We start from the raw sequence: 26,322 nt of genomic DNA on the forward strand, positions 1-26,322 counted from the left end.
TCAGGACCCGCCGAACCTGGGCAGGCGCTTCTCGCGGAAGGCGGCGACGCCCTCGCGGAAGTCGGCGCTGCCGGCCGCCTCGGCCTGGAGCGCGCGTTCGACGTCGAGCTGCGCGGAGAGGCCGTGGCTGGCACCGGAGTCCAAGGCTTCGCGGATCATCCTGTAGGCCCGGGTCGGGCCCTGGGCCAGGCGGGCGGCCAGGGCCTGGACTTCGTCGGCGAAGCTCTCGTCCGGCACCGCCTTGTAGATCAGGCCCCAGGCGACCGCCTCCTCGGCCGAGAGCGGCTCGGCGAGCAGCATCAGGGCGCGGGTGCGGGCCTCGCCGATCAGCCGGGGCAGGAGCCAGGTGCCGCCGCAGTCGGGGACCAGGCCGATGCGGGTGAAGGCTTCGACGAAGCTGGCCGACTGGGCCGCGACCACGAGGTCGCAGTGCAGGGCGATGTTGGCGCCGGCTCCGGCCGCGATGCCGTTGACCGCGGCGACCGTCGGGACCCGAAGGGCCCGCAGCGCGTCGATCATCGGGTGGTAGAAGGAGTCCAGGGATTCGGCGACGGTCTCGGCCGGGTTGCTGGTCTGGACCACGGCCTCGGTCAGGTCCTGGCCGGAGCAGAAGCCCCGTCCGGCACCGGTCAGAACCAGAACCCGGATCGTCTCGTCCTCGTCAATCTGGCCCAGGGCCACCCGGATCTCGCGCAGCATCGGCCGGGTGATGGGGTTGAGGCGCTCGGGGTCGTTGAGGGTGATGGTCGCGACGCCCTCGCGGGCCTCGAAGCGGATCATCTGGAACTCCATGGCGGGACCTTCCGGTTGGGCTGACCTTGGCAGGGAGCTTATCGCAGCTTTGGCCCCCAGGGCGCAAACCCGGGCGCAGAGGCGCGATCCCTTTGCCGTCCCGGACCGGCTGAACTAGGATCGCGGCGCCTTGCAAGGTGCCAGGGGACGAGCGCGGAGGAGCCGGAATCATGAGCGACGCCTTTCTCGACGCCAAGGGCCTCAAATGCCCGATCCCGGTGCTGCGGGCGCGTCGGGCGATGAAGCCCCTGGCCGCCGGGGATATCCTCGAGGTAGAAGCCACCGATCCAACCTCGGTCCAGGATTTCAAGGCCTTCTGCGAGACTACCGGCGACGAGCTCCTGGAAAGCCGCGAGGACGGCGGTGTCTATTTCTTCAGGATCCGGAAGTCTGGCTAGATCAAACTGCGCTCAATTGGACTCAATTGAGCGCAGATACTTTGATCTATTCCATATAGATAGACCAGCCTGCGTTCGAATGAACGCAGGCTGGTCTAGGACCCGTCGACGAGGCGGTCGCTGCCCCCGAAGCGACGTGCGGGCTGAAATCGAAGACAGTGGAACCGCATTCGCAGGCGGCCCTCGCCGCCTGCTGGCTCCCGGGCTCACGCCGCGTCCCTGTAGCCGACGCGGGCGGCCGGATCGGTGAAGCCGGCGGCCTCGATGTCGGCGAGGACGATGCCCAGGAGATCCTTGCGATCTAGCGTCTTGAGCGAGTCCGCCAGGATCAGGAAGAAGAGGTCGCGCTGGGCGTCGCTGCCGCCCATCTGCCAGAGCAGGCGGCGGCTGGGTAGCAGCAGCTCGACGACGCGCTGGTGCGCGCCCTTGCGGTGGGCGATGGCGGCCTCGGCGGCAGGGATCACCGCCGCCCGGTAGCGCGGCCCGAAGGTGCCCTCATCCTCGGCGGCGAAGACGCGCATGGAGGCGAGCAGGGTCTCGGCCTCGGCAAAACGGCCCGTGGCCGCCAGGATGATCGCGAAGTGGGCGCTGGTGAAGGGGCTGGTGTGGTCCTCCAGCCGGGCCAGGGTCAGCTCGGCCAGCTCATCCCAGCGGTTGCCGACATCGACGCTGCGTAGTTCGAGGCGCAGCAGCAACGAGGCGCCGTTCTGCAGGTCGATGTAGAGGTCGGGCAGGGCCTGGAGCAGCGGATGCTCGCGGTTGCGCACCCAGGCGTCGTAGATCTCCAGCACGGCGTCGTGCTCGCCGCGCTCCAGGTGGAAGAGGCAGCGGTGCCACCAGAGGTGGAGGCACATTTGGTTGGCCTCGGCCCAGTTGTCCTTAAGCCCCTCAAGCCAGGCGATGCCCTCCTCGTGGCGCCCTTGCATGATCATGACGTGGGCCACCGCGTGGGTGCCCCAGACGTCGGTCGGATCGAGCTCGACCGCCCGGCGGCCGAGGCGCTCGGCCGCCTCGTAGCGGTGAGTCTCCTCGAGGTCGAAGGCCCGGCAGGAGAGATAGTCGCCGTAGCCGGGCACCTCGGGGCTCCAGGCCTTCTCGACCCGGCCGGAGATGTCCGCCGACCAGGCCATTTCGCCGATCCAGAAGAGCTCCATCTGGGCCAGGCGCTGGGCGAAGAGGTCGGTCGGATGGCTCGCCAGGATGGTCTCGTAGTGGCTGACGGATTCTACGATCTCGCCGCGGTAGGCGGCGTCCAGGGCTGCCACATAGAGCCCCTCGCGCGGCGTCATGCCAGCCTCCTTCGCCCGGGCGGCAGCCAAGGAGTCGCCTATCATCGGGCGGTAGGCGATGTTGCGCGCGGCGTGCAGCACCAAGCCGTTGACCGCCTGGGCCAGGCCGAAGCCGGAATCGGCCTCCAGGGCGGCCTTGATCTCCGGCATGAGGGCCGACTTCCAGTGCAGGAAGTTGTAGATCGCGGTGTCGAGCGCCGTGGCGGCCGCCGGGCTCTCGGTGGTCATGGCGTGGCCGCGCTGGTCCTGGTGCATCTCTCCCCTCCGTATCGCTGCCGAGACGCTGTGTCTTAGCGGATCGAGGCGGGCCGGAGAAGGTCGGCGTTGTATCAACGCCCCTTGGTATTACTCGCCGGGCGCCGGCTGCGGCGGGCTCTCCTTGGTCAGCTCGCCCTCGGCACGGGTGCGGCGGCTCTCCAGGGGACCGACCAGCAGGGACAGCATCGGCGGCACGATCAGCAGGGTGAGCACGGCGGAGAGCGCCAGGCCGCCGACCACCACCGAGCCCAGACCGCGGTAGAGCTCCGAGCCGGCGCCGGGGAAGAGCACCAGGGGCAGCATGCCGAAGACCGAAGTCAGGGTCGACATGAAGATCGGCCGGATGCGGTCGCGGGTCGCCTCCAGGATGCCGTCCTGGGGCGCCAGGCCGCCCTGGCGGATGTGGAACAGGGTCTGGTGGACAAGCAGGATGGCGTTGTTGACCACAATGCCGATCAGGATGACGAAGCCCAGCAGGGTCAGCATGTCCAGCGGCTGGAAGTGCTGGAGGTTGAGGTAGGCCAGGCCGGCGACGCCGCCGGCGGCGGCCAGCGGCACCGAGAGCAGAATGATCAGCGGATAGACGAAGCTCTCGAAGAGCACCGCCATGACCAGGTAGACGATGGCCAGGGCGAGCAGCAACTGGATGAGCATGGCGTCCCAGGTCTGGGTCAGCTTGTCGGCGGTGCCCGAGAGCTGCATCTTGATGGCCGGCGGGAGGCCCTCCGCTTTGAGGGGTTGGATGACCTGGGCGTCGAGGATTTCCATGGCCGATTCCAGCGCCATGCCGGGCGCCGGGCGGATTTCCAGGGTCACGGTGCGGAAGCGCTCGACATGGCGGATCTCGGTCGGCCCGGCGGTGAACAGCACTTCGGAGAGCGACCGCACGGGGATGATCTGGCCGTCCGAGGTGACGACCGGCAGGTCGCCGATGCCCTGGGTCTCGGTGACGTGCTCGTCGGGTCCCTTGATCATGAGGTCGAGTCGGTCATTGCCGTAGGTCACCTCGGCGACCCGCAGACCGTCGTTGAAGGTGTCGATGGTGTTGGCCAGCTCCCGGGCCGTGACGCCGTTGTCGGCCAGGCGGATCCGGTCCGGCACGACCCGCACCTCGGGCGCGCCCAGCTCGAGCCCTGGACGGGGCCGCAGCTGGTTGCCCTCCTCCAGGGGCAGGGCCTGGACCAGCTTGCCGACGGCGCGGCCGGCCACCTGGAGGATCTGCTCGAGCTGCGGGCCCGAGATGTCCAGATCGATGCGACGGCCGCTGCCGAGGCCGCGGCCGAAGATCGAGGGCTGGTTGATGAATCCGAAGGTGCCGGGTTCGCTAAACACCGGGCCTTCCAGAACCGGGATCAGCTCGGCGGCGCGCTCCTGCTCGACCGCAACCGCGCCGAGGAAGGTGCTGGCACGGGTCGCGACGAAGAAGAAGCGGTCCATCTTGGGCGGCCCGCCGGGCTCGCTCTCCGGCCCCGTGACGTCGGCCCAGAGCGGCCGGATCTCGCCTTCGATCTCCTGGGCGATTTCGGTCATGGTGTCCAGGTTGTAGCCGGGCGGCGGGATCATGACGCCGAACACCAGGTTGCGGTTGCCCTCGGGCAGGTACTCGAGCTTGGGCAGGAAGCGCCAGGCCCCGGCGATCGCGACGCTGGACACGCTGGCGACCACCAGCACGCAGAGCGCGCGGTTCCGCACGACCTGCCGGGAGATGCCCATGACCAGGGCGACGAAGGCGCTCGCGAAGCCGTCGATGCCGGGCAGATGCAAGCGCTTGATCTTGGCATCGTCCCGGCGCCCGCCGAGGAGAAAGCGGGAGAGCGCTGGAATGACCGTGACCGAGACCAGCAGGGACAGCATCACCGCGACCGAGATCGCGACCGCGATGTCGCGGAACAGCTGGCCGACCTCGAGCTGCATGATCAGAATCGGAATGAAGACCATGACCGTGGTCAGGGCCGAGACCAGGACCGCGCCCCAGACCTGCTTGGCGCCCTGATAGGCGGCCTCGGCGATCGGCAGGCCGCGCTCGCGCAGGCGGTAGATGTTCTCCAGCACCACGATGGCGGCGTCGACCACCATGCCGACGGCGAAGGCCAGGCCGGCCAGGGAGATCACGTTGATCGAGCGGCCGAGGGCGGCCATCGCGACGAAGGCGCCGATCACCGAGACCGGGATCGCGATCGAGATCACCAGGGTGGCGCGCAGGGAGCGGAGAAACAGCAGCAGCAGAACCGCCGCCAGGGAGCCGCCGATCCAGATGTTCTGGCGCACCAGCTCGATGGCCGAGTTGATGTAGACGGTCTCCTTGTAGACCTGCTTGAGGGTCAGGCCGGCGTCGGGCACCACCTGGGCGTTGAGCTCCTCCACCGCAACGGCGACCCCCTCCATGATCTCGATGACATTGGCGCCGGTCTCGCGCAGGGCGTTGAAGGCGATGGCCGGCTCGCCGAGGAAGCGGATGTTCGAGGTCGGCTCCCGGAAGCCGAAGCTGACCTCGGCGATGTCGCCGACGGTGACCCGGGCGAGGCGGCCGCCGACCCGCGCGCCCTCGGCCCTGGCGTCGTCCGAGCGCACGACCACGTCGCGTATGGTCCCGACCGCGTTCAGCTCGCCCTCGACCCGGATCACGTAGCGCCGCTTGCCCTCGTCGACGTCGCCGGCCGAGACCGAGGTGTTGGCGCTGCGCAGCGCCTGGATGACGTCGGTCACGGTCAGCCGGTAGCGCGCCAGGAGCTGCGGCAGGACGGTGACCTGGATCTCGCGCTCGCTGCCGCCGAAGACGTTGACCCGGCTGACCCCCGGCACCCGCTCGATCCGGTCCTTGATCACGTCCTCGACGAAGTCGCCGAACTCGTGGATCGGCTGCTCGTTGCCCGGCGCCCGCCGAACGATGAACCAGGCGATCGCGTTGTCCTCGCTGCCGGCGGTGTCCAGGGTCGGCTCGTTGGCCTCGTCCGGATAGCCGTCGACCCGGTCCAGGCGGTTGGAGACCAGCAGCAGGGCGCGGTCCATGTTGGAGCCGACCGCGAACTCGAGGGTGATCCGGCTGCGCCCCTGTTCCGCCCTGGAGGTCAGCGAGACCAGGTTCTCGAGCCCGGCCATCTCCTCTTCCTGGCGGTTAACGATCTCGCGCTCGACCTCGGCCGGGGCGGCGCCGGGCCAGGTCGTGGTCACGGTGATCACCGGGCGGTTGACGTCGGGGGCCAGCTGGATCGGGATCTGCTCCAGCGCGACCATGCCGAACATCACGGTCATCAGGACCGCCGCGATGACCGCGATCGGCCGATGGATGGAGGTGCGGATCAGGTCCATCGCGGCCGCCTAGGAGCCTTGGTCGACGCGGACCTTCTGGCCGTCCCTGAGGCGTTCGTTGCCGCGGACCACAACGACGTCGCCCTGGTTCAAGCCGCCGACGATCTCGAAGCGGCTGCCGACCGGCTCGCCAAGGGTCACCGGCCGGATGCTGACTGCGCCGTTGCTGACCACGTGGACCAGGCTGGCCGGGCCGCGTTTGGTAATCGCATCCTTGTGCACGGTCAGCACCCTCCGCGGCTGGCCCATCGGGATCAGCAGGGTGACGCTCTGGTTGGCGGCCAGCGGCTTCCGGGTCTCGCCGAAGGCCGGAATGAAGCGGACCGCGCGGGTGCGGGTGAGGGGGTTCTCGTCGGGCACGATGGCGCGGACCCGGGCCTTGTGCTGCGTCCCGTCGTCGAGCTCGACGTCGATCTCGACCCCGGGTACCAGGCCCGCCAGCCTCTGGAAGGGCACGTCGGCCTCGAGTTCGAGCTCCTGATCGGCAACGATCCGGACAGCGTCGTCCCCGACCTGGACGTAGGCCCCGGCCTCGATCATGCGCTCGGTGATGACGCCGCCGTAGGGCGCCCGGATCTCGGCGTATCTGAGGTTGATCTCGGCGAGCTCCAGGTCGGCGCGGGCGGTCACGCTGGCGCTCTCGGCTTCGGCAACCTGAGCCGCTGCGATGGCCACGGCCTGCTTCGCGTCCTCGTAGCGGGCCTGGCTGAAGGCCGCGGATTTCTTCAGGCCCTCCAGCCGCTTGAGCTCCTGTCGGGAGAGCACGAGCTCGGCTTCCTTGGTCTTTTGCTGGGCAAAGGCCACGGCCAGCCGGCCGGCGGCCTGGTCGCGCCGCGCCTTCAGGGATTCAGGCTCAAGGACGGCGATGACCTGGCCCTGCTCGACCCGGTCGCCGACCTCGACCAGAACCCTGTCCACCGCCGCGTCGATGCGGGCCGCCACCGCGCCGGACTGGCGCGGCACCAGGCGTCCGATGACCTCGACCGTCTGGGTCATCGGCTCCTCCTGCACGCTGTCGACGCGGACCAGCTGCGCCTGCTCCTGGCCAGCCGCCGGGGTCAGGGCCAGCAGCGGCAGAAGCAGGGCGACGATACCGGCGGGCCAAGGGAGCCGGGTCCGCCGGGCCTCGGGTCTCTGTTTCAGGTCGTCCTCCATCCCGGGCTCGGCCGAGTGGCGAGCGATGGGCATTGCCGATCACATGTGGCGAGTCGTCTAGACCCTGTCAATCCGGCCTCCTGACAGGGCCGACGCCCCGCCCAGCCTTGTGCCGCCCGGTCCGAAATTTATAGCAATGGCCCTAGCCAGGGTCTAATACTGCCGGGAAGTCCGTCCGGGGGCACAGTCTTGGCTACCTTTCTCTACTCGCACCAGGCCTGCTTCAACCACGACCCGGGGCAGGTCCATCCCGAGCGCCCGGCGCGCCTCAAGGCGGTTCTGACCGCCCTGGAAGAGGCCGAGTTCGACGCGCTGGAGCGGCGCGAGGCGCCGCTGGCGAGTCGCGAGCAGATCGCGCGGGTCCACAGCGCGGCTTACTACGACCGGATCATGGCCGCCATTCCGGAACAGGGCCACCGTGGCCTGGACGGCGATACCATCCTCTCGCCCGGCTCCGGGGAGGCGGCGCTGCGGGCGGCCGGGGCGGTCTGCGCCGCCGTCGACGCGGTCATGGCCGGCGAGGCCCGCAACGCCTTCTGCGCGGTCCGGCCACCGGGTCACCACGCCGAGCCGGCGCAAGCCATGGGCTTTTGCCTGTTCAACAGCGTGGCGGTCGGGGCCCTTCAGGCGCGCGAGGTGCATCGTGCCCATCGGATCGCGGTGGTCGATTTCGATGTCCACCACGGCAACGGCACCCAGGCCATGTTTTGGGACGATCCGGACCTTCTCTTCGCCTCCACCCACCAGATGCCGCTCTATCCCGGCACTGGAAGCCCCATGGAGACCGGCAGCGCGAACAACATCCTGAACCTACCCTTGCTCCCCATGGCCGGCACGGCCGAATTCCGCGCCGCGATGAGCCAGACCCTGCTGCCGCGATTGGCCAAGTTCGAGCCGGATTTGGTCCTGATTTCCGCCGGCTTCGACGCCCATGAAGACGATCCCCTGGCGGCCCTGCGGTTCCACGAGGAGGATTTTGGCTGGGCGACGACGGAAATCGCCAGGGTCGCCGATTCGGCCTGCGGGGGCCGAGTCGTCTCGACCCTCGAGGGGGGCTATGACCTCGAGGCGCTAGCTGTGTCCGCAGCAGCACACGTCCGCGCTCTTTTACACGGATAGGGGCTTGACGGCTTGTTCGGCCGCCTTTGGCTGCCTAAACTCGCCGACTTTACACCGGATCCAGGAACGTGGCCGACAGGATTCCCCCCGACATAGCGAAATTGAGCTTTGAAGATGCCCTGGCCGAGCTCAAAGGGATAGTCGAGCGCTTGGAAAAGGGTGAAGGCCGCTTGGAGGCTGCGATCCAGTCCTACGAGCGGGGGGCGGCGCTGAAAATGCATTGCGAAGCCAAGCTCAGTGAAGCGAAGCAGAAGATTGAAAAGATAGGTCATGGTTCAAACGGCAGCATCGGTACAGAAGATCTCGACGTCGAATGACACCGTTCTGAATGACCGCTTGAAGACAGAGTTGGCGCGCACCGCGGAAGCGGTCTCGCTGCGCCTGAATCATCTGCTTCCCGTCGTCCCAGGACCCGAAGGTACGGTCATCGAGGCCATGCGCTACGCCTCCTTGAACGGCGGCAAGCGCCTTCGGCCCTTTTTGACGATCGCCAGCGCCGGGCTCTTCGACGTTCCGGAGCCGCAAGCCCTGAACGCAGCCGCGGCGGTCGAGATGATCCACTGCTACAGCCTGGTCCACGACGACCTTCCGGCCATGGACGATAGCGACCTGCGCCGCGGACGGCCGACGGCGCACAAGGCCTTCGACGAGGCCGTGGCGATCCTCGCCGGCGACGGGCTCCTGACGGAGGCCTTCGCGGTCCTGGGCGACCCGGCGACCCATCCCGACCCGGTGGTGCGCGTCGCCCTGGTCTCGGGCCTGGCCGCGGCCTCCGGCGCCGCAGGCATGGTCGGCGGTCAGATGATCGACATGTCGCCCCAGCGCGCCGATCTGGATCTGGACGGCATCAAGCGCCTGCAGGCGCTCAAGACCGGCGCCCTGATCTGCTTTGCCTGCGAGGCGGGTGCGATCCTCGGGCGGGCGAATCAGGACGAACAGGCCGCGGTCAGGGCCTATGCCCAGGACCTGGGCCTGGCCTTCCAGATCGTCGACGATCTCTTGGACGCGGAGAGCTCGCCCGAGGTGCTGGGCAAGCCGACGGGCCAGGACGAGGCCCTTGGGAAGGCGACCTTTGTCGCCCTCCTGGGCATGGAAGGCGCCCGCCAAGAAGCCGACCGTCTGGCGACGCGGGCGGCCTCCCGGCTTGATATTTTCGGCGAAAAGGCAGAACTTCTCTGCGCAACGGCGCGCTTCGTCGTGACTCGACGATCCTAAGAAGCCAGGTTTCCCCCCGGATGCGACAGCAAGACGAGGTGAGTGAAGTGGGTAAAGTCAGCAAAACCCCGTTGCTTGATGCCATCGAATATCCCTCGGATATCCGAAAGCTGAAAGAGGGCCAGCTCCGGCAGCTGGCCGACGAGTTGCGGACGGAGATGATCGACGCGGTCTCCGTGACCGGCGGTCACCTCGGCGCCGGCCTGGGCGTGGTCGAGTTGACCACCGCGATCCACTACGTCTTCAACACGCCGGACGACAAGCTGATCTTCGACGTCGGTCATCAGTGCTATCCGCACAAGATCCTGACCGGGCGGCGCGACCGGATCCGCACCCTGCGGCAGGACGGCGGCCTCTCCGGCTTTACCTCGCGCCGGGAGAGCGAATTCGATCCCTTCGGCGCCGCGCACAGCTCGACCTCGATCTCGGCGGGCCTCGGCTATGCCGTCGGGCGGGATCTGCAGGGCCGCGACAACCACGTCATCGCGGTCATCGGCGACGGCGCGATGAGCGCCGGCATGGCCTACGAGGCGATGAACAACGCCGGCGCCATGCACAGCAAGCTCATCGTCATCCTCAACGACAATGACATGTCGATTGCGCCGCCGGTCGGCGCCATGAGCGCCTATCTCTCGCGCCTGATCTCCTCCAAGCCCTATCGCTCGATGCGGCATCTGGCCCGTGATCTCGCCAAGGCTTTCCCGAAGCCGCTCGAGACCGCGGCGAAGCGGGCCGAGGAGTATGCCCGCGGCATGCTGACCGGGGGCACTATGTTCGAGGAAATGGGCTTCTTCTACGTCGGCCCGATCGACGGCCACAACCTGGACCACCTGCTTCCGGTCCTGAAGAACTGCCGCGAGACCGACCAGGACGGCCCGATCCTGATCCACGCCGTGACCCAGAAGGGCAAGGGCTACGCGCCGGCCGAGAAGGCTGCGGACAAGTACCACGGCGTCGCCAAATTCGATGTCATCACCGGCAAGCAGGCCAAGCCGACGCCCAAGGCGCCGCAGTACACGGCGGTCTTCGCCGAGGCCCTGATCAAGGAGGCCGAGGCCGACGACAAGATCGTCGCCGTGACCGCCGCCATGCCCTCGGGCACCGGCATCAACAAGTTCTCGGATCGCTTCCCCAACCGAAGCTTCGATGTCGGCATCGCCGAGCAGCACGCGGTGACCTTCTGCGCCGGGCTCGCCTGCGAGGGCTTCAAGCCCTTCGCAACGATCTATTCCACCTTCCTGCAGCGGGCCTACGACCAGGTCGTCCACGACGTCGCGATCCAGAGCCTTCCGGTGCGCTTCGCCATCGACCGCGCCGGCATGGTCGGGGCCGACGGGGTCACCCACCAGGGCTCCTACGACATCACCTACCTGGGCTGCCTGCCCGGCTTCGTGGTCATGGCGCCGGCCGACGAGGTCGAGCTCTTCAACGCGGTCGCCACCGCGGCGCAGATCGACGACCGGCCCTCGGCCTTCCGCTATCCGCGCGGCGAGGCGACGGGTCTGGAGCTGCCCGAGCGCGGCACCGCATTCGAGATCGGCCAGGGCCGGATCCTGCGCGAGGGCACGAAGGTCGCGATCCTGTCCCTCGGCACGCGCCTCGGCGAGGCGATGAAGGCGGCCGACACCCTGGCGGCGCGCGGCCTGTCGACCACGGTCGCCGATGCCCGATTCGCCAAGCCGATCGACGAGAAGCTGATCCGCCGCCTGGCCTCGGAGCACGAGGTTCTGGTGACGGTGGAAGAGGGCGCCGTCGGCGGCTTCGCGACCCAGGTCATGCACTTCCTGGCCCGCGAGGGGCTCTTGGAGTCCGGGATCAAGCTGCGGCCGCTCTGCCTGCCGGACTTCTTTATCGATCACGGCAAGCCGGACAACCAATACGCCCTGGCCGGCCTCGACTCCGAGAGCATCGTCAACACGGCGCTGCAGGCCTTGGGCTACAACGAAGCGGCGGCGGCCAGCACGAAGCTCGCCTGATCTCGGTCGTTCCGGGTTGAAGGACTGGCCGGCGCCGGGCGCCGGCCGGTTTTTTTTTGACCTTGGCGCCGCCAAGCCGAGGCCGCAGGACCGGGAGGAGGATGGTCAGGAAGAAGGAGCGAGCCGACGTCCTGCTGCAGGCCCGAGGTCTCGCCGAAAGCCGGGCGCGGGCCCAGGCCCTGATCCTGGCCGGGCAGGTCTTCAGCGGCGAGCGGCGCATCGAGAAGGCCGGCGCCGAATTGGCGCCCGACGCGCCGCTCACGGTCCGCGGGCCGGCGCATCCCTGGGTCTCGCGCGGCGGCCTGAAGCTCGAGAAGGGCCTGGATCACTTCGGGATCGACCCAAAAGGCCGGATCTGCCTGGACATCGGCGCCGCCACCGGCGGCTTCACCGACGTTCTCCTCGCGCGCGGCGCGGCCAGGGTCTATGCCGTGGACGTGGGGCAGGGCCAGCTCGCCTGGAAGCTGCGCCAGGACCCGCGCGTCGTGGTCCTGGAGCGGACCAATGCCCGCCGCCTCGGCGCCACGCAGGTGCCGGAGCCGCCGGGCCTGATCGTCTGCGACGCCAGCTTCATCGGCCTCGAGACCCTGCTGCCGGCGCCCCTGGCGCTGGCCGCGCCGGGCGCCGAGCTGATCGCGCTGATCAAGCCGCAGTTCGAGATCGGCAAGGGCCGGGTCGGCAAGAAGGGCGTGGTCCGCGACCCTGCGCTTCACGCCGAGGTCTGCGCGCGCATCGAGGCCTGGCTTTCGCGCCTGCCCGGCTGGTCGGTCCTGGGGCTGACCGACAGCCCGATCCTGGGCCCGGAGGGCAACAGGGAGTTCCTGATCGCAGCCCGGAAAGACGAAGTGTGATCAGTCGGCGAGGCGGAGGTCCGGGGCGCTGAGGGCGCGGTTTCGGGGGTCCTCGCCGAGGTCCTCGGCGGCGCGCAGCAGCGGGTCGATCAAGCGCACGACCCGGGCCGTCCAGTCCAGGACTGTAGCGGCGCCCGAGCTCCGCAGGCCGTCGCCGAGGGTGTCCTGGACGAGATCTCCGAAGAAGGAATCCCGGGGCGGCGGGAGGACCCGCAGATTGACCTTTTCCTCGGCAGCGATGCCGGCGGCCTCTTTGGCCAGGGCGACGGCCCGGTAGAAGCCGCCCAGCTCGTCGACCAAGCCGAGGCGCTGCGCGTCGGCGCCGGTCCAGACCTGTCCCTTGGCCGCCGCGCGGGTCTCTTCGGCAGAGAGCCCACGCGCCGCCGCGACCTTGGCGCGGAAATCCTCGTAGATCCGGTCCAGGGAGGTCTGCAGACGCTGCCACTGGGCCTCGGTGAAGTCCTGGTTCTGGCTCCAGATGCCGGCGTTCTCGCCGGCCTGGACCTGATCCCAGCCCAGGCCGATCTCCTCCCAAAGCCCTGAGAACACGAACTTGCCCGCGACCACGCCGATCGAGCCGGTGACGGTGCCCGGATGCGCGACGATCTTGTCTGCCGCCATGGCCACGAAATAGCCGCCCGAGGCTGCCAAGTTGCCCATGGAGACGATGATCGGCTTGCCCGCCTCTCGGGCGCGGCGCACCTCGCGGTGGACGGTGTCCGAGGCGACGTAGGAGCCGCCGGGGCTGTCGACGCGCAACAGGATGGCTTCGACGTCTTCGTCCTCGATCGCCTCGGAGATCGCCTGGGCGACGGTGTCGGACCCGAAGACCACGGAGCCGAAGACCGGATCGTTCTCGGAGGACGTCAGGGAGATCGGCCCCAGGCCGTAGATCACGGCGATCTGCGGCCCCTCCTGGACGTCTTCGCGGGTCGCCGCGGCATAGGCGCGCAGGCCGAAGAGCTCCATCTCCTCGCTCGTGCGCCCGACCAGTTCGTCCTGCAGCTCGTCCCAATAGGCCAGGCGGTCCAGAAGGCCCGCCTCGCGGCCCTCTTCCGCGGACAACGGCGCCCTGTCGATCAGGCCGCGAACCGCGTCCGCTTCGAGCTTCCGCTCCTCGGCGACGGCGGCGACGATCTGCTCCATCCAGGAGTCGACCATCTGCTGCAGGTTGTGGCGCTGCGGTTCCGGCAGGCGGCTGTCCGTGAAGGTGTTCATGGCGCCCTTGTATTCCTCGCGCTGTGCGAGGCGGGGCTCGATCCCCAGCTTGTCGAGGGTGCCGCGCAGGAAGGGCGCCTCCAGCCTCAGCCCCATGGCGCCCAGATCGCCGGAGGGCTGCAGCCAGATCTCGTCCATGGCGCTGGCGATGTAGTAGCTGATGGTGCTGTTGCCAAACTCGCCGAAGCTCTCGGCAAAGCCGAAGGCGAAGCGGCCTGTCGCACGGAAGTCCTGAATGGCCTCACGCAGCTCCTGGGCGTTCGCCATGCCGGTCTGCAGCGGGCCGAAGCGCACCACTAGACCCTTGATCCGCTCGTCCCGGCTCGCCTTCCTGAGCGCGGCGACGGTGTCGCGCAGCACGATCCTGTCGCCCAGCGAGGAGCGGGAGAACAGGCTCTCCGGCCGGTTCTCGATGACCGGTCCGGACAGGTCGATGGTCAGAACCGCCTCGGCCGGCACCTCCGCGATCTCCTCCTGCCAGGGCAGGCCCAAGCCCAGGAACAGGGCGAGGATCAAGGGCAGCGTGATCAGGAAGCCGATCGTCGCGAAGAGGCCGACCAGGCACTTCAGAAGGAACAGGATGACGCGCATGTGCTTCTGGAAAGGCCGGTTGCTCGTTGGTTCTTTGGGCTTTCGCTCGGACCTTCAGCGGGCTTGGTGATAGCTCGTCCCGGCCAGGTTGTCGAGATCGAACTCGCCGCCGCTCAGCCGCCGCACTGCGCCCGATGGCGCAGCAGATGATCGGCGAGAACCAAAGCCATCATGGCCTCGCCGACGGGGACCGCACGGATGCCGACACAGGGATCGTGCCGGCCCTTGGTCACGATCTCGGTGTCCTGGCCATGGATGTCGACGGTCTTGCGCGGCGTCAGGATCGATGACGTGGGCTTGACTGCGAAGCGCACGACCACGTCCTGGCCGCTCGAGATCCCGCCGAGAACGCCGCCGGCCCGATTGGACAGGAAGCGTAGGCCGTCGTTGCCGGCGCGCATCTCGTCAGCGTTCTCTTCGCCGCTGAGGCTCGCGGCGGCGAAGCCGGCGCCGATCTCGACGCCCTTGACCGCATTGATGCTCATCATCGCCTTTGCGAGGTCGGCGTCGAGCTTGTCGTAGACCGGCTCTCCCAGACCGGGTGGCACCCCCTCGGCGACGATCTCGATGACCGCCCCGGCCGAGGATCCCGCCTTGCGCACGCCGTCCAGGTAGTCGGCCCAGCCGGCCGCGGCCTGGGCATCGGGACACCAGAAGGGGTTCCGCTCGACCTGGGCCCAGTCCCAGCGCGCGCGGTCGATCGCCTGCGGCCCCATCTGCACCAGGGCGCCGCGGATCGTGATCTCGTCCCCCAGGACCTTGCGGGCGACCGCGCCGGCGGCGACCCGGAGCGCGGTTTCCCGGGCGCTGGCGCGGCCGCCGCCGCGGTAGTCGCGGATACCGTACTTGGCCCAGTAGGTGTAGTCGGCGTGCCCGGGGCGGAACTTGTCCTTGATCTCGGAATAGTCCTTGCTGCGCTGGTCCTCGTTCTCGATCGCCAGGGCGATCGGCGTGCCCGTGGTGACGCCCTCGAAAACGCCGGAGAGGATCCGGACCCGGTCCGGCTCCTTGCGCTGGGTGGTGTACTTCGACTGGCCCGGGCGCCGGCTGTCGAGCCAGACCTGGATGTCGGGCTCTTCCAAGGGCATCCGCGGCGGCACGCCGTCGACCACGCAGCCGATGGCGGGCCCGTGGCTTTCCCCCCAGGTGGTGAAACGGAAGGCCTGGCCGAAGGCGTTGCCGGGCATGGCGTGCCTGGCTCCTAGTCCTGCGGCCGGAAGCCCTCGAGCAGCTCGGCCAGTTGGGGGGCCGCGTCGACCGCCATCATGCCGACCACGTTGTAGCCGGAATCGACATGATGGACCTCGCCCGTCACCCCGGCGGAGAGATCGCTCAGAAGGTAGAGGCCGGCGCCGCCGACCTGTCCGATGTCGACGTTGCGGCGCAGCGGCGAGTTGTATTCGTTCCACTTCAGGATGTAGCGGAAGTCGCCGATGCCCGAGGCCGCCAGGGTCTTGATCGGCCCGGCCGAGATGGCGTTGACCCGGATCCCGGCATCGCCCAGGTCCGCGGCCAGGTAGCGCACGCTGGCCTCCAGCGCCGCCTTGGCGACGCCCATGACGTTGTAGTGCGGCATGACCCGCTCGGCGCCGTAGTAGGTCAGGGTCAGCAAGCTGCCGCCCTCCTTCATCAGGGGCACGGCGCGCTGGGCCACGGCGGTAAAGGAGTAGCAGGAGATATCCAGGCTGCGCACGAAGTTGTCGCGGCTGGTGTTGAGGTACTTGCCCTTCAGCTCGTCCTTGTCCGAATAGGCGATGGCGTGGACCAGGAAGTCGAGACCGCCCCAGCTTTCCGCGAGCGCCGCAAAGGCCTGGTCGATGCTGGAGTCGTCGGCGACGTCGCAGGGCAGGACCAGGTTGGAGCCGAGGGAATCCGCCAGCGGGCGCACGCGGCGCTCCAGCGCCTCACCCTGGTAGGTGAAGGCCAGCTCGGCACCCTGAGCGGCCAGCGCGGCTGCGATGCCCCAGGCGATCGAGCGATCGTTCGCCACGCCCATGACGAGACCACGCTTACCGGCCATGAGCGACTGGGAATCCGTCATGAAATCCTCTTGATCGAGAGTGGGGCGTCCCGCCCCCGAACGGTCGGCCGCATCCTACACAAATGCCGGAAAGCGTCAAACCGGGCGCGATCCGGGCTTTCGGCCCGGCTCTGGGCGGATTCGGCTGAGTCCTCTATCATGAGGCCGATGACCGATCGACCGACATCGCGGCGGCAGCGGCGGATCTTTGCCTGGATCAAGCTGCACCTGCAGCCGCGGCGGGCCTTGCGTTTCGCGATCTACACCGGGCGCCGCTTCCTCGCCGACGATTGTCTGCGCTCGGCTGCCAGCCTCAGCTATGCCACGCTGCTGGCCCTGGTGCCCCTGATGGCGATCGGCCTCGCGATCCTAAGCGGGTTTCCCGTGTTCAAGGCGCTCGAGGGTCAGATTCAGGACCTGATCCTGGGCAGCTTCCTGCCCGAAACCAGTGCCGCGGTCAGCGACCACCTTGCCGGGTTCGTCGAGAACACCCGGCAGATGACCGGGCCCGGGGTGCTGGCCCTGGCGGTCACGGCGCTGCTTCTGCTGGTCAACATCAATACGGCGCTGAACGCGATCTGGCGAGTCACCGAGCCGCGCTCGCTGGGCCTTCAGATCCTGGTCTACTGGACGATGCTGACCCTGGGCCCGCTGCTTCTCGGTGCGTCGCTGTCGCTCAGCGGCTACGCCTTCGCCATGGTGGAGTGGGCTGGCATCGAGGACTATCCCAATGCGATCGTCGCCTTCTCGGGCCTGATCTCGGTGTTCCTGGCGGCGCTGGGCTTCAGCGCCTTCTATCTCGTCGTGCCGACGCGTTCGGTGCGGCTCCACCATGCTCTGGCCGGCGGCGTGCTGGCGGCGGTCGTGCTGGAGGCCCTGAAGTACGGCTTCGGGATCTACTTGAGGCTCTTCCCGACCTACGAGGCCATCTACGGGGCCTTGTCGGCGATCCCGATCTTCCTGGTCTGGATGTACCTCGCCTGGGCCGTGGTGCTGCTCGGGGCCGAGGTCACGGCGGCCCTGCCGGAATGGCGGGCGGCCGTAAGCCGCGGGCGCCGCGAGCTGCAAGCCGGGGAGCGGCTGGCGCTCGCCCTGACCATTCTACAGCGCCTGCGGGCCGCGCAATTGGAGGGGCGGCGGCTGCGCAGCCGGGAGCTGGCCAAAGGCCTGCCCGTGACGCCGGCCGAGCTAGACGACAGCCTCTGGCGGCTCCGCGAGCACGGCCTCGCCGTTCGCGCCGTGAGCGGCGGCTGGCTGCTGGCCCGCGACCTCTCGACCGTGACGCTCGGGGCGCTGGGTGGTCTGTTGGGTCTGCGGCTCGAACTCAACGAGAACTGGCCAAGCACTGCCGCGATCGTCGTCGCTGGCTTAGCGGAGGCCGGCCGCGCCAGCCTGGACAGCTCCTTGGAAGACGTGCTTGCAGAGACCCCGCCCGTAGCCGAAGCCACCCTGGACTTGGCAGTCGGCGAAGGCGACTGAGTCTCAGCCGCCGGTTTCGGCCCAATCGTAGATCGTGTCGGCGACGTCGTCCTCGTCGCCCCAAACCGGAGATGCCGAGGGCGAATAAGCGATCACGGCCCCCGACAGCGGTCTGTAGGGGATCGGAGCGGCGGGCTTGGGCCCGACCAGGATGTGCGACGTCTGGTAGGCGGTGAGGGAAAGGTCAACCGCGCCGATTCGCGGACGCAGCCAGTTCCTGAAGGCGCGATGGTTCCGATCCGCCTTCTCGAGATTGTGGCGGAAGCCCTCGCCGCCGTGCTTCCGGTTCATCGCTTTCAGTGCCTTCCAGGACTCCGTGACCGGATGCTGCGGCGTCACCATGCAGCCCCGCTGCGGCGACTGATCGAACACGACCACGGCCTTGCGCAGACCCTCCGGTACGTGTGCCAGGGCCTGGGCCTCGTGGCCGATCACCGAGATGCCGTCGAGGCGCGCGTCCTCGGCAAGGTGGAGGGACCAGACGATTTCGTCATAGGCCGTCAGTACGAGGTAGACCGGCCGTTCGGTCTCGGTGACAAGGACGTCGATCTGGTCGGCCGCAGAACTCTTCACCATGCGGTCCAGAGGCGGGCGCTCGCCGGTGCTCTTGATGTAGGAGGCGACGCCGGCAACGTCCTTGCCGCTGATGAAGTGGAGCGGAAGCTCGTTGTTGCCGCCGTAGACCTCGACCAGCACCACCTTCGCGCCTTCGGACGGCGCGGGCAGCGCGCAGCCAGCGGCCGAGGCGGCCTCGAACTGCGCCGGGGCGGTACCGACCCTGGGGCCGGCGTAGTCCTGTACCAGTTCCTGAACCCAATAGCTGAGTTCGCGATCCTCGGTCGTCACCGCGTAGCGCTTGTAGACCGCGCCGTAGTAGCCGTTGTAGACGGCGGCCTTTACCGATCCCTGCGGTCTGACCGATTCGTCCTCGCAGCCGGCCAGGGAAACCGCGAGCCCCAGCAGCAGGATTTGGATTGATTTCCGCATGTTCGTCCAGATTGTCCATTAGGTGAAATTCTCGCCTAATAGACGAAACGGCCGTTAAGAATGCGTTTCCGGATCGGGGCTTGGCGTCCCGGCAGCGGCGGCCGCGCCTTGGGCTGGGCGGGTGTCTAGTCGAAGCCGGCTTTCTTGCGCGGGTCGAAGGCGTTGAAGCCCGCCCAGCGCTTGACGAAGTCCCGGAGTTGGTCGTCCTGCCGCTCGGGCAGCACGATCTTCAAGGTGAGGTACTGGTCGCCGGTCTTGCCTTCGGCCCGGATGCCCTTGCCCTTCAGGCGCAGGACGCTGCCGGTGTTGGAGCCCTCGGGGATCTTCATGGTCACCTTGCCGCTCAGGGTCGGGACGGTGACCTCGGCGCCCAGGACCGCCTCTTGAAGGCCGACCGGCAGGTCGAGGTGAATGTCCAGGCCCTCGCGCCGGAAGACGGCATGGGGCGCAACCGCGACCTCGATCAGGGCGTCACCCGCCTGCCCGCTGCCCCTGCCGGCCTGGCCTTGGCCCTTCAGGCGCAGGGTCTGGCCGCTCTCGGTTCCCGCGGGGATCTTGATCTCGATGGTCTTGCCGCCGCCCAGGCGGACACGTTTCTTGGCGCCCAGCGCCGCTTCCTCGAAGCTGACCTCGACGGAGAAGTGGTTGTCGTCACCGCGCTCGCTGGCCCGGCGCCGGCCGCCGCGCATCCGGCCGCCGCCGAAGAACTCGCTGAAGATGTCGTCGACCGAAATCTCCTCGCCGAAATCAAAGGGCGCGCCCCTCTGCCGGCCTCCGGCGCTGCGGTAGGTCCGGTGGAATCCGCCGGCGGCGCGTTCCTGGCCGCTGGCATCGATCTCGCCCCGGTCGAAACGGGCCCGGGTCGCCGGGTCGGAGAGCAGCGCGTAGGCCTGGCTGACCTCCTTGAAGCGTTGCTCGATCGCTTGGTCCTCCGGGTTGAGGTCCGGATGCAGCTTCTTGGCCAGCTTGCGGTAGGCGCTCTTGATCTCTTCGGCGCTCGCCTTCCGATCGACTCCAAGTACTTGGTAGGGGTCCTTCATTCCGCCTTCATGGTCCCGAAAAGGTAAGGGGCGCCGCCTCGGGGCGCCCCTGCTCCGCGGCAAGAAACCTTATGCCGGATTACTGCCTGACTTCCCAGGAGCCATCCGGCTTACGGCAGGCGATCCCATAGGCTTCCTCAGTCTTACCGCCTATGGTTACCGTCTGCTGAAATTCCCGGCAATACTCTCCCGTCGAGGCGGTGCCGTCCCGGGTCGGGGTCACCGCACCGGAATTGCCGCTATCCGGGTTGTTCCAGGTGATGGTCTCGCCGATCGGGGCGCGGGTCGCGGTCTGCACCGCCCGGTCGTTCTTGATCTGGTCGACCTCGTCCATGCTGCGGCCGATCTCGCTGCCGATCAGGCCGCCGAGGAAGACGCCGGCGCCGGTCGCGATCAGCCGGCCCGTGCCGGAGCCGATCTGCGAGCCGATCAGCCCGCCGACGGCGGCACCGCCCACGGTCCCGACGGTCTGCTTGGGCCCCCTGCCGGCGCAGGCTGCGACCGTCAGGGCGATGGCAATAACTGCAACAAGGGTCTTGAGCTTCATGTTCTCCCCCGGCTCATTGTTGAAAACGCCTGAAAGACTTGGGTTTCAGTTGATGCTACGCAGCCGGGGTCTGTTTCATCCCTGCTGCGCAGTCGTGCGCCGCCAAGGGAGAGGGGCTCTGGGCCCGTCCCGCAAATCTATATGGTGCCTCTGGCCCGCCCCGGCTACCCTGGCGCCGGAGGAAGATGGAGCATGAGCGGCCTGCCGGAGAACGCCGACCCCTTCGAGACCTTCGCCGCCTGGTACGAGGAGGCGAAGGCCAGCGAACCCAACGATCCCAACGCCATGGCCCTGGCGACCGTGGCCCCGGACGGGATGCCTTCGCTGCGGATGGTCCTGCTCAAGGGCTTCGACGCCGAGGGCTTCGTCTTCTACACCAACCTCGGCAGCCGCAAGGGCCGGCAGCTGGAGACGACGGCCAAGGCCGCGCTCTGCCTGCACTGGAAGTCCCTGCGCCGGCAGGTCCGGGTCGAGGGCCGGGTGAAGCCGGTCAGCGACGCGGAAGCCGACGCCTACTTCGAGTCACGACCTCGGGACAGCCAGATCGGCGCCTGGGCCAGTCGCCAGTCCGAGCCCCTGGAAGGGCGCTTCGTCCTTGAGCGGCGGATCGCCAAATACGCCGCCAAGTTCGGCATCGGCAAAGTGCCGCGGCCGCCCTTCTGGAGCGGCTTCCGGGTCCTGCCCGAGCGGATCGAGTTCTGGCGGGACGGGGCGTTTCGGCTGCACGACCGGCTCGTGTACCATCGCGGCTCAGACGGCTGGACCACCGAGCGCCTCTTTCCGTGAGACGGGGTGCCGAAGGGTACCGGAAGCGACGCCATGATCTCTGAGCCGCAGGCTGCCGAGGCAAAGGTCCAGGATAACGCCCGCTTGATGCGGCTGGCGACCTATGCCTCCGTCAGCACCGCGGTCTGCCTCATCGTGCTCAAGCTGGGCGCCTGGGTGCTGACCGATTCGATCAGCCTTCTGTCGACCCTGATCGATTCGATCCTCGATGCCGTGGCCTCCCTGGTCTCCCTGCTTGCAGTGCGGCACGCGCTGACCCCGGCCGACCGGGAGCACCGCTTCGGCCACGGCAAGGCGGAGCCGCTGGCGGCGCTCGGCCAGGCCGCCTTCATCACCGGATCGGCGGTCTTCCTGCTGATCGAGGCGCTGCACCTGCTCTTCGATCCGCGGCCGATCCAGAACCCGGGCATCGGTATCGCGGTCATGCTGATCTCGATCGGGGCCACCGCCGTGCTGGTGCTGTTCCAGCGCTACGTGATCCGGCGCACCAACTCGGTGGTGGTCCGGGCCGATTCGCTCCACTACCTGGGCGATCTCCTGGTCAACGCCGCGGTCATCGTGGCCCTGCTCGGGGTCACGCAGCTCGGCTGGACGATCCTCGACCCGGTCTTCGCGATCGGCATCGCCGCCTACATCCTCAAGACCGCCTGGTCGATCGCCAGCGAGTCCCTGCACATGCTGATGGACCGCGAGCTGCCCGACGACGACCGGGCCCGCATCGGCCGGATCGTCCGCGCCCATCCCGAGGTGGTGGACATGCACGACCTGCGCACGCGCCTGGCCGGGCCGCAGACCTTTATCCAGCTCCACCTGGAACTGAACGGAGATCTGAGCCTCTGGGACGCCCATACCATCTCGGACCAGGTCGAGGCCGAGCTGAAGGCGGCCTTTCCGGGTGCGGAAGTGATCATTCACGAGGATCCTCATGGTATCGTCGAGCCCCAGGCGCAGTTCGGCGGCCATTGAGCGCCGGACCGCCGGCAGGGACGGAAGGAAAGCATGACCGACGACCGCAAGACGGTGATCCTGACCGGCGCCAGCCGCGGCATCGGCCATGCCACGGTCAAGCGCTTCAGCGAGGAAGGCTGGCGCATCATCACCTGCTCGCGGGAGGCCGTGCCCGAGGACTGCCGCCGCGACCCCAACTGGTCGGAGCACATCACCGCCGACCTCGCCGAGCGCGGCGAGCTCCAGACCTTCGTCGAGCGGGCCAACGTGCTGCTCGGCGAGGGACCGCTGCACGCCCTGGTCAACAATGCGGCGGTATCGCCCAAGACCCCCTTCAAGGAGCGTCTGGGCTGCCTCAACGGCGACCTCGACGGCTGGCGCCAGGTCTTCGAGCTCAACTTCTTCGCGCCGCTGGCCCTGTCGCGGGGCTTCGCGATCCCACTGCGCCGCGGCAAGGGCGCGATCGTCAACATCACGTCGATCGCCGGCCATGCCCGGCATCCCTTCGCCGGCTCGGCCTATTCCACCTCCAAGGCGGCGCTGTCTGCCTTGACCCGCGAGATGGCGGTGGAGTTCGCCGAGATCGGCGTGCGGGTCAACGCGGTGGCGCCGGGCGAGATCGAGACCGCCATGATCGGCGAGGAATACGAGGCCCTGATCCCGCGCATTCCGATGCAGCGCATGGGCACGCCGGAGGAGGTCGCGGCCGCGGTCTATCGGCTCTGCACCGAGGATTTCGGCTACGTCACCGGGACCGAGGTCTTCGTCACCGGCGGCCAGCATCTGTTCTGAGGGCGGCGCGGCGTGGCCCTGACCTACAAGGTCGAGGTGTGAGGGAAGGGGGAGGTTCGCCGGCGCCTAAGCGAGCCTGGTGAGGAGCGCCTGAAACCAGGCGAGGCGGGCCTCGGCGGCGGAGATTTCGTGGTCGAGCCAGGCGACCAGATGGCCCCGGCCTTTTGCATGGTGCTGACGCAAGTCCGAAAGGCGGGCGATCTCCCGCTCCGCCATCTCCATCATCACCTCGATCTGGATTCTCTGATCCTCGGCCGGCAGCAGATGCATGAAGCGCATCTTGAGGGCGATGATCAGCTTGTTGATGTCGTTGACCGGGGCCCGGACGTTGGAGGTCATCAGAGTCGCCAGCTCGGCGCGGCCGTCCTCGGTGATGCGCAGCAGGGCGTCGTCGGCGTCGCCCTCGACGGCCTCGACCAGGCCTTCGACCTTGAGCAGCTCGAGCGGCGCGGCCACCAGGTCCAGCGAAGGACCGGCGATCCGCGAGGTAAAGTGCCGGACCTCGGCCGCGAGTGCGGCGTAGTGCGCGTCCGCCTCGGCGAGGATGCCGAGGGCGGTCAGGCGGACCGCTTCGGAGGGGACCAGGGTGTTGTCGCGGTACATCGCTTCGGCTTCGTGGCGGCGACGACGGGATGACCTTGAAAACCTAGTCCCGCGGGTGTGAAATGTCCAGGAAATTTATGCAATTGCGACGCATTCTCAGATTTGGGGCGATTCCCGAAAGTTGACCGCCCGAGGAATCCGGGCAGTTTCAGGCGTGCGGAGTCAGGCGGCGCGCTGCAGCCCCAGGTCGCGCCAGATCTCGCCCAGCGCCCGGACCAGGTGGTCGATGTGGGCGTCGCTATGCAGGGGCGAAGGGGTCAGGCGCAGCCGTTCGGTGCCGCGCGGCACCGTGGGGTAGTTGATCGGCTGCACGTAGATCCCGTAGCGCTCGAGCAGGGTGTCGGTGACCTGGCGGCAGAGCACCGGATCGCCGACCAGCACCGGCACGATGTGGGTCGAGCTCGGCATGACCGGCAGGCCGGCCTCCTTCAGGCGGCGCTTCAGGGTGGCGGCACGCTCCTGGTGTCGCGCGCGCTCCGCGCCGCTCTTCTTGAGGTGGCGGATGCTGGCCAGGGCGCCGGCGGCGACGTGGGGCGGCAGGGCGGTGGTGAAGATGAAGGCCGAGGCGTAGCTGCGCACGAAATCGACCAGCGCCGCCGAGCCCGCGATGTAGCCGCCCAGGCATCCGAAGGCCTTGGCCAGGGTGCCCTCGATCACCGTCACCCGGTCCATGACCTTGTCGCGGTCGGCGATGCCGCCGCCGCCCTTGCCGTAGAGTCCGACAGCGTGGACCTCGTCCAGGTAGGTCATGGCGCCGTAGCGGTCCGCCAGGTCGCAGAAGGTCGCGATGGGGGCGACGTCGCCGTCCATAGAGTAGACCGATTCGAAGGCGATCAGCTTGGGCCGCTCCGGGTCGAGCTCCTTGAGCTGGCGCTCCAGGTCGGCCGGGTCGTTGTGCTTGAAGATCCGCTTCTCGACCCGGCTGTGTCGAATACCCTCAATCATCGAGGCATGGTTCATCTCGTCGGAGAGCACGATGCAGCCCGGCAGCTTGGCGGCGATGGTCGAGAGCGCCGCCAGGTTGGAGACGTAGCCGGAGGTGAAGAGCAGAGCGGACTCCTTGCCGTGCAGCCCGGCCAGCTCCTCTTCAAGCAGGACGTGGTAATGGTTGGTCCCGGCGATGTTGCGGGTGCCACCGGCGCCCGCGCCGCAGGACTCCAGGGCCTCGCGCATGGCTCCGAGGACCTTGGGGTGCTGTCCCATGCCGAGGTAGTCGTTTGAGCACCAGACCGTCACCTCGCTGCGCTCGGGGCCGTCGTGGCGGGTGGCCCGCGGGAAGTCGCCGGCGTGGCGCAGAAGATCCGCGAAGATCCGGTAGCGGCCCTCCTGCTTCACCTGATCGACGGACTCGGCGAAAAATGTCTCGTAGTCCATAACCTTCCAATCTCCCTATGCCACCCGCTCGGCTCCAAGCTGTCCTGCTCGGTTGCCGTAGCGCCGGGGTCTCCCGTCCTGTTCACGCCACCGACGCGAGACCCTCCGAAGTGACGTGCGCCCAGGTCGCCTCGAGGGCCCGCGTGAAGCGGTCGAACATCTCGTCGAGCTCCACCTCGGTGATGATCAGCGGCGGGCAGAAAGCGACCCGGTCCATCAGAGCCCGGACGATCAGGCCCTCGTCCTGGGCGTTCTTGGCGCAGAGCGCGCCGACGCTGCCCAGCGGCTCGAAAGGTGCCCGGCTGTCCTTGTCGGCGACCAGCTCGACCGCGCCGAGCAGCCCGACACCCACGGCCTCGCCGACCAGGGGATGCCCGCCAAGGCGCTTCAGGCGCGCCTCGAAGCGCGGCGCCATCGCCCGGACGTGTCCGACGATGTCCCGTTCCTCGTAGATTTTCAGGGTCTCCAGGGCCACGGCCGCGCTGACCGGATGGCCGCCGTAGGTGAAGCCATGGCCGAAGGTGCCGATCTTCCCGGAGTTCTCGGCCACCGCCTGGTAGACCTTCTCGGAGATCATCACCGCAGAGATCGGCAGATAGGCCGAGGACAGGGCCTTGGCGACCACCAGGATGTCCGGCTCGATGCCGTAGGTCTCGCTGCCGAACATATTGCCGGTGCGCCCAAAGCCGCAGATCACCTCGTCGGCGACCAGCCAGATGTCGTGCGTCTTGAGGACCGCCTGGATCTTCTCCCAGTAGGTCTTGGGCGGCAGAATCACGCCGCCGGCCCCCATGACCGGCTCGCCGATGAAGGCGGCGATGGTCTCGGGGCCCTCGGCCTGGATCATCGCCTCCAGGTCCTCGGCCATCCGGGTGGCGAAGTCCTCCTCGCTTTCGCCCGCCTCCGCGTAGCGATAGTGGTGCGGACAGGAGGTGTGCAGAATGTTCTGGATCGGCAGGTCGAAGTCACGGTGGTTGTAGGGCAGCCCGGTCATGCTGGCCGAAGCGACGGTGACGCCGTGGTAGCCCTTGATCCGGCTGATGATCTTCTTGCGATCCGGCCGGCCCAGGGCGTTGTTCGCGTACCAGACCAGCTTGACCACGGAATCATTGGCCTCGGAGCCGGAGTTGGCGAAGAACACCTTAGACATCGGCACCGGCGCCATGCCAATCAGCTTTTCCGCAAGGTCGATCGGCGGCACGCCGGTCTTGTGGGCGAAGGTGTGGTAGTAGGGCAGGCTCTCGAACTGCCGGACCGCCGCCTCGACCAGCCGCGGCTCGTTGAAGCCGAGCGAGGTGCACCAGAGCCCGGCCATGCCCTCGATGTAGGACTTGCCCTGTTCGTCGAAGACGCGGATGCCCTCGCCGCGCTCGATGATCAGCGGCCCCTCCGCCTCGTGCTTGCGGGCGTTGGTATAGGGGTGCAGCTGGTAGGCGACGTCGCGCGCGGCCGTCGAGTTCGGGCGCTCGCTCATGGGCAGCTCCTAGTCTCTAAAAGCGAGGTTTCACCTGCCAGGGACCCTACTACCACCCCGGACCCTCGCCAAGAAATGATCGAAGTCAAGTCCAACCCGGC

The 26,322-nt window shown here is 68.2% G+C and carries 23 protein-coding genes; 10 read left to right on the forward strand and 13 right to left on the reverse strand.

What is annotated here, in order from left to right; genetic code table 11:
• A complete protein-coding gene (gene paaG / locus QNJ30_06285; GenBank protein MDJ0943051.1) occupies nt 1-792 on the reverse strand; it encodes a 2-(1,2-epoxy-1,2-dihydrophenyl)acetyl-CoA isomerase PaaG in 792 nt (263 codons plus the stop codon).
• Nucleotides 793-962: 170 nt separating this feature from the next.
• Here paaG and QNJ30_06290 point away from each other — a divergent pair, with 170 nt between their 5' ends.
• A complete protein-coding gene (locus QNJ30_06290; GenBank protein ID MDJ0943052.1) occupies nt 963-1,190 on the forward strand; it encodes a sulfurtransferase TusA family protein in 228 nt (75 codons plus the stop codon).
• A gap of 206 nt (nt 1,191-1,396) precedes the next feature.
• On the opposite strand, the gene QNJ30_06295 is transcribed toward QNJ30_06290, so the two are convergent.
• From QNJ30_06295 to QNJ30_06305, 3 genes are all read right to left on the reverse strand, one after another.
• Nucleotides 1,397-2,734, reverse strand: coding sequence for a hypothetical protein (locus QNJ30_06295; GenBank protein MDJ0943053.1), 1,338 nt, complete (start codon nt 2,732-2,734; stop codon nt 1,397-1,399).
• Between the two features lie 90 nt (nt 2,735-2,824).
• On the reverse strand, nt 2,825-6,046 hold the full coding sequence (locus tag QNJ30_06300; protein MDJ0943054.1) for an efflux RND transporter permease subunit: 3,222 nt from the start codon (nt 6,044-6,046) through the stop codon (nt 2,825-2,827).
• 9 nt (nt 6,047-6,055) lie between these two features.
• A complete protein-coding gene (locus tag QNJ30_06305) occupies nt 6,056-7,234 on the reverse strand; it encodes an efflux RND transporter periplasmic adaptor subunit (GenBank protein ID MDJ0943055.1) in 1,179 nt (392 codons plus the stop codon).
• A gap of 156 nt (nt 7,235-7,390) precedes the next feature.
• Here QNJ30_06305 and QNJ30_06310 point away from each other — a divergent pair, with 156 nt between their 5' ends.
• The 5 genes from QNJ30_06310 (at nt 7,391) to QNJ30_06330 (ending at nt 12,362) form a co-directional block, all read left to right on the forward strand.
• The gene (locus tag QNJ30_06310) at nt 7,391-8,320 is read left to right on the forward strand and encodes a histone deacetylase family protein (protein ID MDJ0943056.1); all 930 of its coding nucleotides are present in this window, start codon (nt 7,391-7,393) and stop codon (nt 8,318-8,320) included.
• 68 nt (nt 8,321-8,388) lie between these two features.
• On the forward strand, nt 8,389-8,637 hold the full coding sequence (locus tag QNJ30_06315; GenBank protein MDJ0943057.1) for an exodeoxyribonuclease VII small subunit: 249 nt from the start codon (nt 8,389-8,391) through the stop codon (nt 8,635-8,637).
• A gap of 19 nt (nt 8,638-8,656) precedes the next feature.
• Nucleotides 8,657-9,535 carry a polyprenyl synthetase family protein gene (locus tag QNJ30_06320; GenBank protein ID MDJ0943058.1) on the forward strand — a complete coding sequence of 293 codons (879 nt, stop codon included), beginning with the start codon at nt 8,657-8,659 and terminating at the stop codon, nt 9,533-9,535.
• A gap of 20 nt (nt 9,536-9,555) precedes the next feature.
• A complete protein-coding gene (gene dxs / locus QNJ30_06325) occupies nt 9,556-11,511 on the forward strand; it encodes a 1-deoxy-D-xylulose-5-phosphate synthase (protein ID MDJ0943059.1) in 1,956 nt (651 codons plus the stop codon).
• 101 nt (nt 11,512-11,612) lie between these two features.
• Complete coding sequence (locus QNJ30_06330; protein ID MDJ0943060.1) at nt 11,613-12,362, forward strand: TlyA family RNA methyltransferase; 750 nt, start codon at nt 11,613-11,615, stop codon at nt 12,360-12,362.
• Here the strand turns inward: QNJ30_06330 and sppA are convergent, their stop codons facing one another.
• The 3 genes from sppA to fabI form a co-directional block, all read right to left on the reverse strand.
• Nucleotides 12,363-14,171, reverse strand: coding sequence for a signal peptide peptidase SppA (gene sppA, locus QNJ30_06335; protein ID MDJ0943061.1), 1,809 nt, complete (start codon nt 14,169-14,171; stop codon nt 12,363-12,365). It lies immediately after the preceding gene.
• Nucleotides 14,172-14,284: 113 nt separating this feature from the next.
• Nucleotides 14,285-15,358, reverse strand: a complete 1,074-nt coding sequence (gene aroC, locus QNJ30_06340; protein ID MDJ0943062.1) for a chorismate synthase — start codon at nt 15,356-15,358, stop codon at nt 14,285-14,287.
• Between the two features lie 14 nt (nt 15,359-15,372).
• Complete coding sequence (gene fabI, locus QNJ30_06345; GenBank protein MDJ0943063.1) at nt 15,373-16,212, reverse strand: enoyl-ACP reductase FabI; 840 nt, start codon at nt 16,210-16,212, stop codon at nt 15,373-15,375.
• A 147-nt stretch (nt 16,213-16,359) separates the two neighbouring features.
• Between fabI and QNJ30_06350 the strand changes: the two genes are divergently transcribed.
• A complete protein-coding gene (locus tag QNJ30_06350) occupies nt 16,360-17,670 on the forward strand; it encodes a YihY family inner membrane protein (protein MDJ0943064.1) in 1,311 nt (436 codons plus the stop codon).
• A gap of 3 nt (nt 17,671-17,673) precedes the next feature.
• On the opposite strand, the gene QNJ30_06355 is transcribed toward QNJ30_06350, so the two are convergent.
• The 3 genes from QNJ30_06355 to QNJ30_06365 all read right to left on the reverse strand — a co-directional run bounded on the left by QNJ30_06355 (nt 17,674) and on the right by QNJ30_06365 (nt 20,244).
• A complete protein-coding gene (locus tag QNJ30_06355) occupies nt 17,674-18,657 on the reverse strand; it encodes a hypothetical protein (GenBank protein ID MDJ0943065.1) in 984 nt (327 codons plus the stop codon).
• Between the two features lie 125 nt (nt 18,658-18,782).
• Nucleotides 18,783-19,697: a J domain-containing protein gene (locus tag QNJ30_06360; GenBank protein MDJ0943066.1), complete on the reverse strand. Its 915-nt coding sequence runs from the start codon at nt 19,695-19,697 to the stop codon at nt 18,783-18,785.
• 79 nt (nt 19,698-19,776) lie between these two features.
• On the reverse strand, nt 19,777-20,244 hold the full coding sequence (locus QNJ30_06365; GenBank protein ID MDJ0943067.1) for an RT0821/Lpp0805 family surface protein: 468 nt from the start codon (nt 20,242-20,244) through the stop codon (nt 19,777-19,779).
• Nucleotides 20,245-20,436: 192 nt separating this feature from the next.
• Between QNJ30_06365 and pdxH the strand changes: the two genes are divergently transcribed.
• From pdxH to QNJ30_06380, 3 genes are read left to right on the forward strand one after another with little or no spacing between them, the layout of a single operon-like run.
• The gene (pdxH, locus tag QNJ30_06370) at nt 20,437-21,030 is read left to right on the forward strand and encodes a pyridoxamine 5'-phosphate oxidase (GenBank protein MDJ0943068.1); all 594 of its coding nucleotides are present in this window, start codon (nt 20,437-20,439) and stop codon (nt 21,028-21,030) included.
• 33 nt (nt 21,031-21,063) lie between these two features.
• A complete protein-coding gene (locus tag QNJ30_06375) occupies nt 21,064-21,996 on the forward strand; it encodes a cation diffusion facilitator family transporter (GenBank protein MDJ0943069.1) in 933 nt (310 codons plus the stop codon).
• A gap of 33 nt (nt 21,997-22,029) precedes the next feature.
• Nucleotides 22,030-22,770 carry an SDR family oxidoreductase gene (locus QNJ30_06380; GenBank protein ID MDJ0943070.1) on the forward strand — a complete coding sequence of 247 codons (741 nt, stop codon included), beginning with the start codon at nt 22,030-22,032 and terminating at the stop codon, nt 22,768-22,770.
• A 66-nt stretch (nt 22,771-22,836) separates the two neighbouring features.
• Here the strand turns inward: QNJ30_06380 and QNJ30_06385 are convergent, their stop codons facing one another.
• The 3 genes from QNJ30_06385 to QNJ30_06395 all read right to left on the reverse strand — a co-directional run bounded on the left by QNJ30_06385 (nt 22,837) and on the right by QNJ30_06395 (nt 26,221).
• Nucleotides 22,837-23,373, reverse strand: a complete 537-nt coding sequence (locus tag QNJ30_06385; GenBank protein ID MDJ0943071.1) for a hypothetical protein — start codon at nt 23,371-23,373, stop codon at nt 22,837-22,839.
• Nucleotides 23,374-23,535: 162 nt separating this feature from the next.
• Nucleotides 23,536-24,747 (reverse strand): 5-aminolevulinate synthase, encoded by a 1,212-nt coding sequence (hemA, locus tag QNJ30_06390; protein ID MDJ0943072.1) that lies wholly within the window; start codon nt 24,745-24,747, stop codon nt 23,536-23,538.
• Nucleotides 24,748-24,829: 82 nt separating this feature from the next.
• The gene (locus tag QNJ30_06395; protein MDJ0943073.1) at nt 24,830-26,221 is read right to left on the reverse strand and encodes an aspartate aminotransferase family protein; all 1,392 of its coding nucleotides are present in this window, start codon (nt 26,219-26,221) and stop codon (nt 24,830-24,832) included.
• Nucleotides 26,222-26,322: the final 101 nt, after the last annotated feature.

The organism is Kiloniellales bacterium (genome assembly GCA_030066685.1).
Taxonomy (GTDB): Bacteria; Pseudomonadota; Alphaproteobacteria; order Kiloniellales; family JAKSBE01; genus JAKSBE01.

Coding starts and splice junctions, on each gene's coding strand:
- paaG (MDJ0943051.1), bottom strand. CDS start 792: ATGGAGTTCCAGATGATCCGCTTCGAGGCCCGCGAGGGCGTCGCGACC.
- QNJ30_06290 (MDJ0943052.1), top strand. CDS start 963: ATGAGCGACGCCTTTCTCGACGCCAAGGGCCTCAAATGCCCGATCCCG.
- QNJ30_06295 (MDJ0943053.1), bottom strand. CDS start 2,734: ATGCACCAGGACCAGCGCGGCCACGCCATGACCACCGAGAGCCCGGCG.
- QNJ30_06300 (MDJ0943054.1), bottom strand. CDS start 6,046: ATGGACCTGATCCGCACCTCCATCCATCGGCCGATCGCGGTCATCGCG.
- QNJ30_06305 (MDJ0943055.1), bottom strand. CDS start 7,234: ATGCCCATCGCTCGCCACTCGGCCGAGCCCGGGATGGAGGACGACCTG.
- dxs (MDJ0943059.1), top strand. CDS start 9,556: ATGCGACAGCAAGACGAGGTGAGTGAAGTGGGTAAAGTCAGCAAAACC.
- QNJ30_06330 (MDJ0943060.1), top strand. CDS start 11,613: ATGGTCAGGAAGAAGGAGCGAGCCGACGTCCTGCTGCAGGCCCGAGGT.
- sppA (MDJ0943061.1), bottom strand. CDS start 14,171: ATGCGCGTCATCCTGTTCCTTCTGAAGTGCCTGGTCGGCCTCTTCGCG.
- aroC (MDJ0943062.1), bottom strand. CDS start 15,358: ATGCCCGGCAACGCCTTCGGCCAGGCCTTCCGTTTCACCACCTGGGGG.
- fabI (MDJ0943063.1), bottom strand. CDS start 16,212: ATGACGGATTCCCAGTCGCTCATGGCCGGTAAGCGTGGTCTCGTCATG.
- QNJ30_06350 (MDJ0943064.1), top strand. CDS start 16,360: ATGACCGATCGACCGACATCGCGGCGGCAGCGGCGGATCTTTGCCTGG.
- QNJ30_06355 (MDJ0943065.1), bottom strand. CDS start 18,657: ATGCGGAAATCAATCCAAATCCTGCTGCTGGGGCTCGCGGTTTCCCTG.
- QNJ30_06360 (MDJ0943066.1), bottom strand. CDS start 19,697: ATGAAGGACCCCTACCAAGTACTTGGAGTCGATCGGAAGGCGAGCGCC.
- QNJ30_06365 (MDJ0943067.1), bottom strand. CDS start 20,244: ATGAAGCTCAAGACCCTTGTTGCAGTTATTGCCATCGCCCTGACGGTC.
- pdxH (MDJ0943068.1), top strand. CDS start 20,437: ATGAGCGGCCTGCCGGAGAACGCCGACCCCTTCGAGACCTTCGCCGCC.
- QNJ30_06375 (MDJ0943069.1), top strand. CDS start 21,064: ATGATCTCTGAGCCGCAGGCTGCCGAGGCAAAGGTCCAGGATAACGCC.
- QNJ30_06380 (MDJ0943070.1), top strand. CDS start 22,030: ATGACCGACGACCGCAAGACGGTGATCCTGACCGGCGCCAGCCGCGGC.
- QNJ30_06385 (MDJ0943071.1), bottom strand. CDS start 23,373: ATGTACCGCGACAACACCCTGGTCCCCTCCGAAGCGGTCCGCCTGACC.
- hemA (MDJ0943072.1), bottom strand. CDS start 24,747: ATGGACTACGAGACATTTTTCGCCGAGTCCGTCGATCAGGTGAAGCAG.
- QNJ30_06395 (MDJ0943073.1), bottom strand. CDS start 26,221: ATGAGCGAGCGCCCGAACTCGACGGCCGCGCGCGACGTCGCCTACCAG.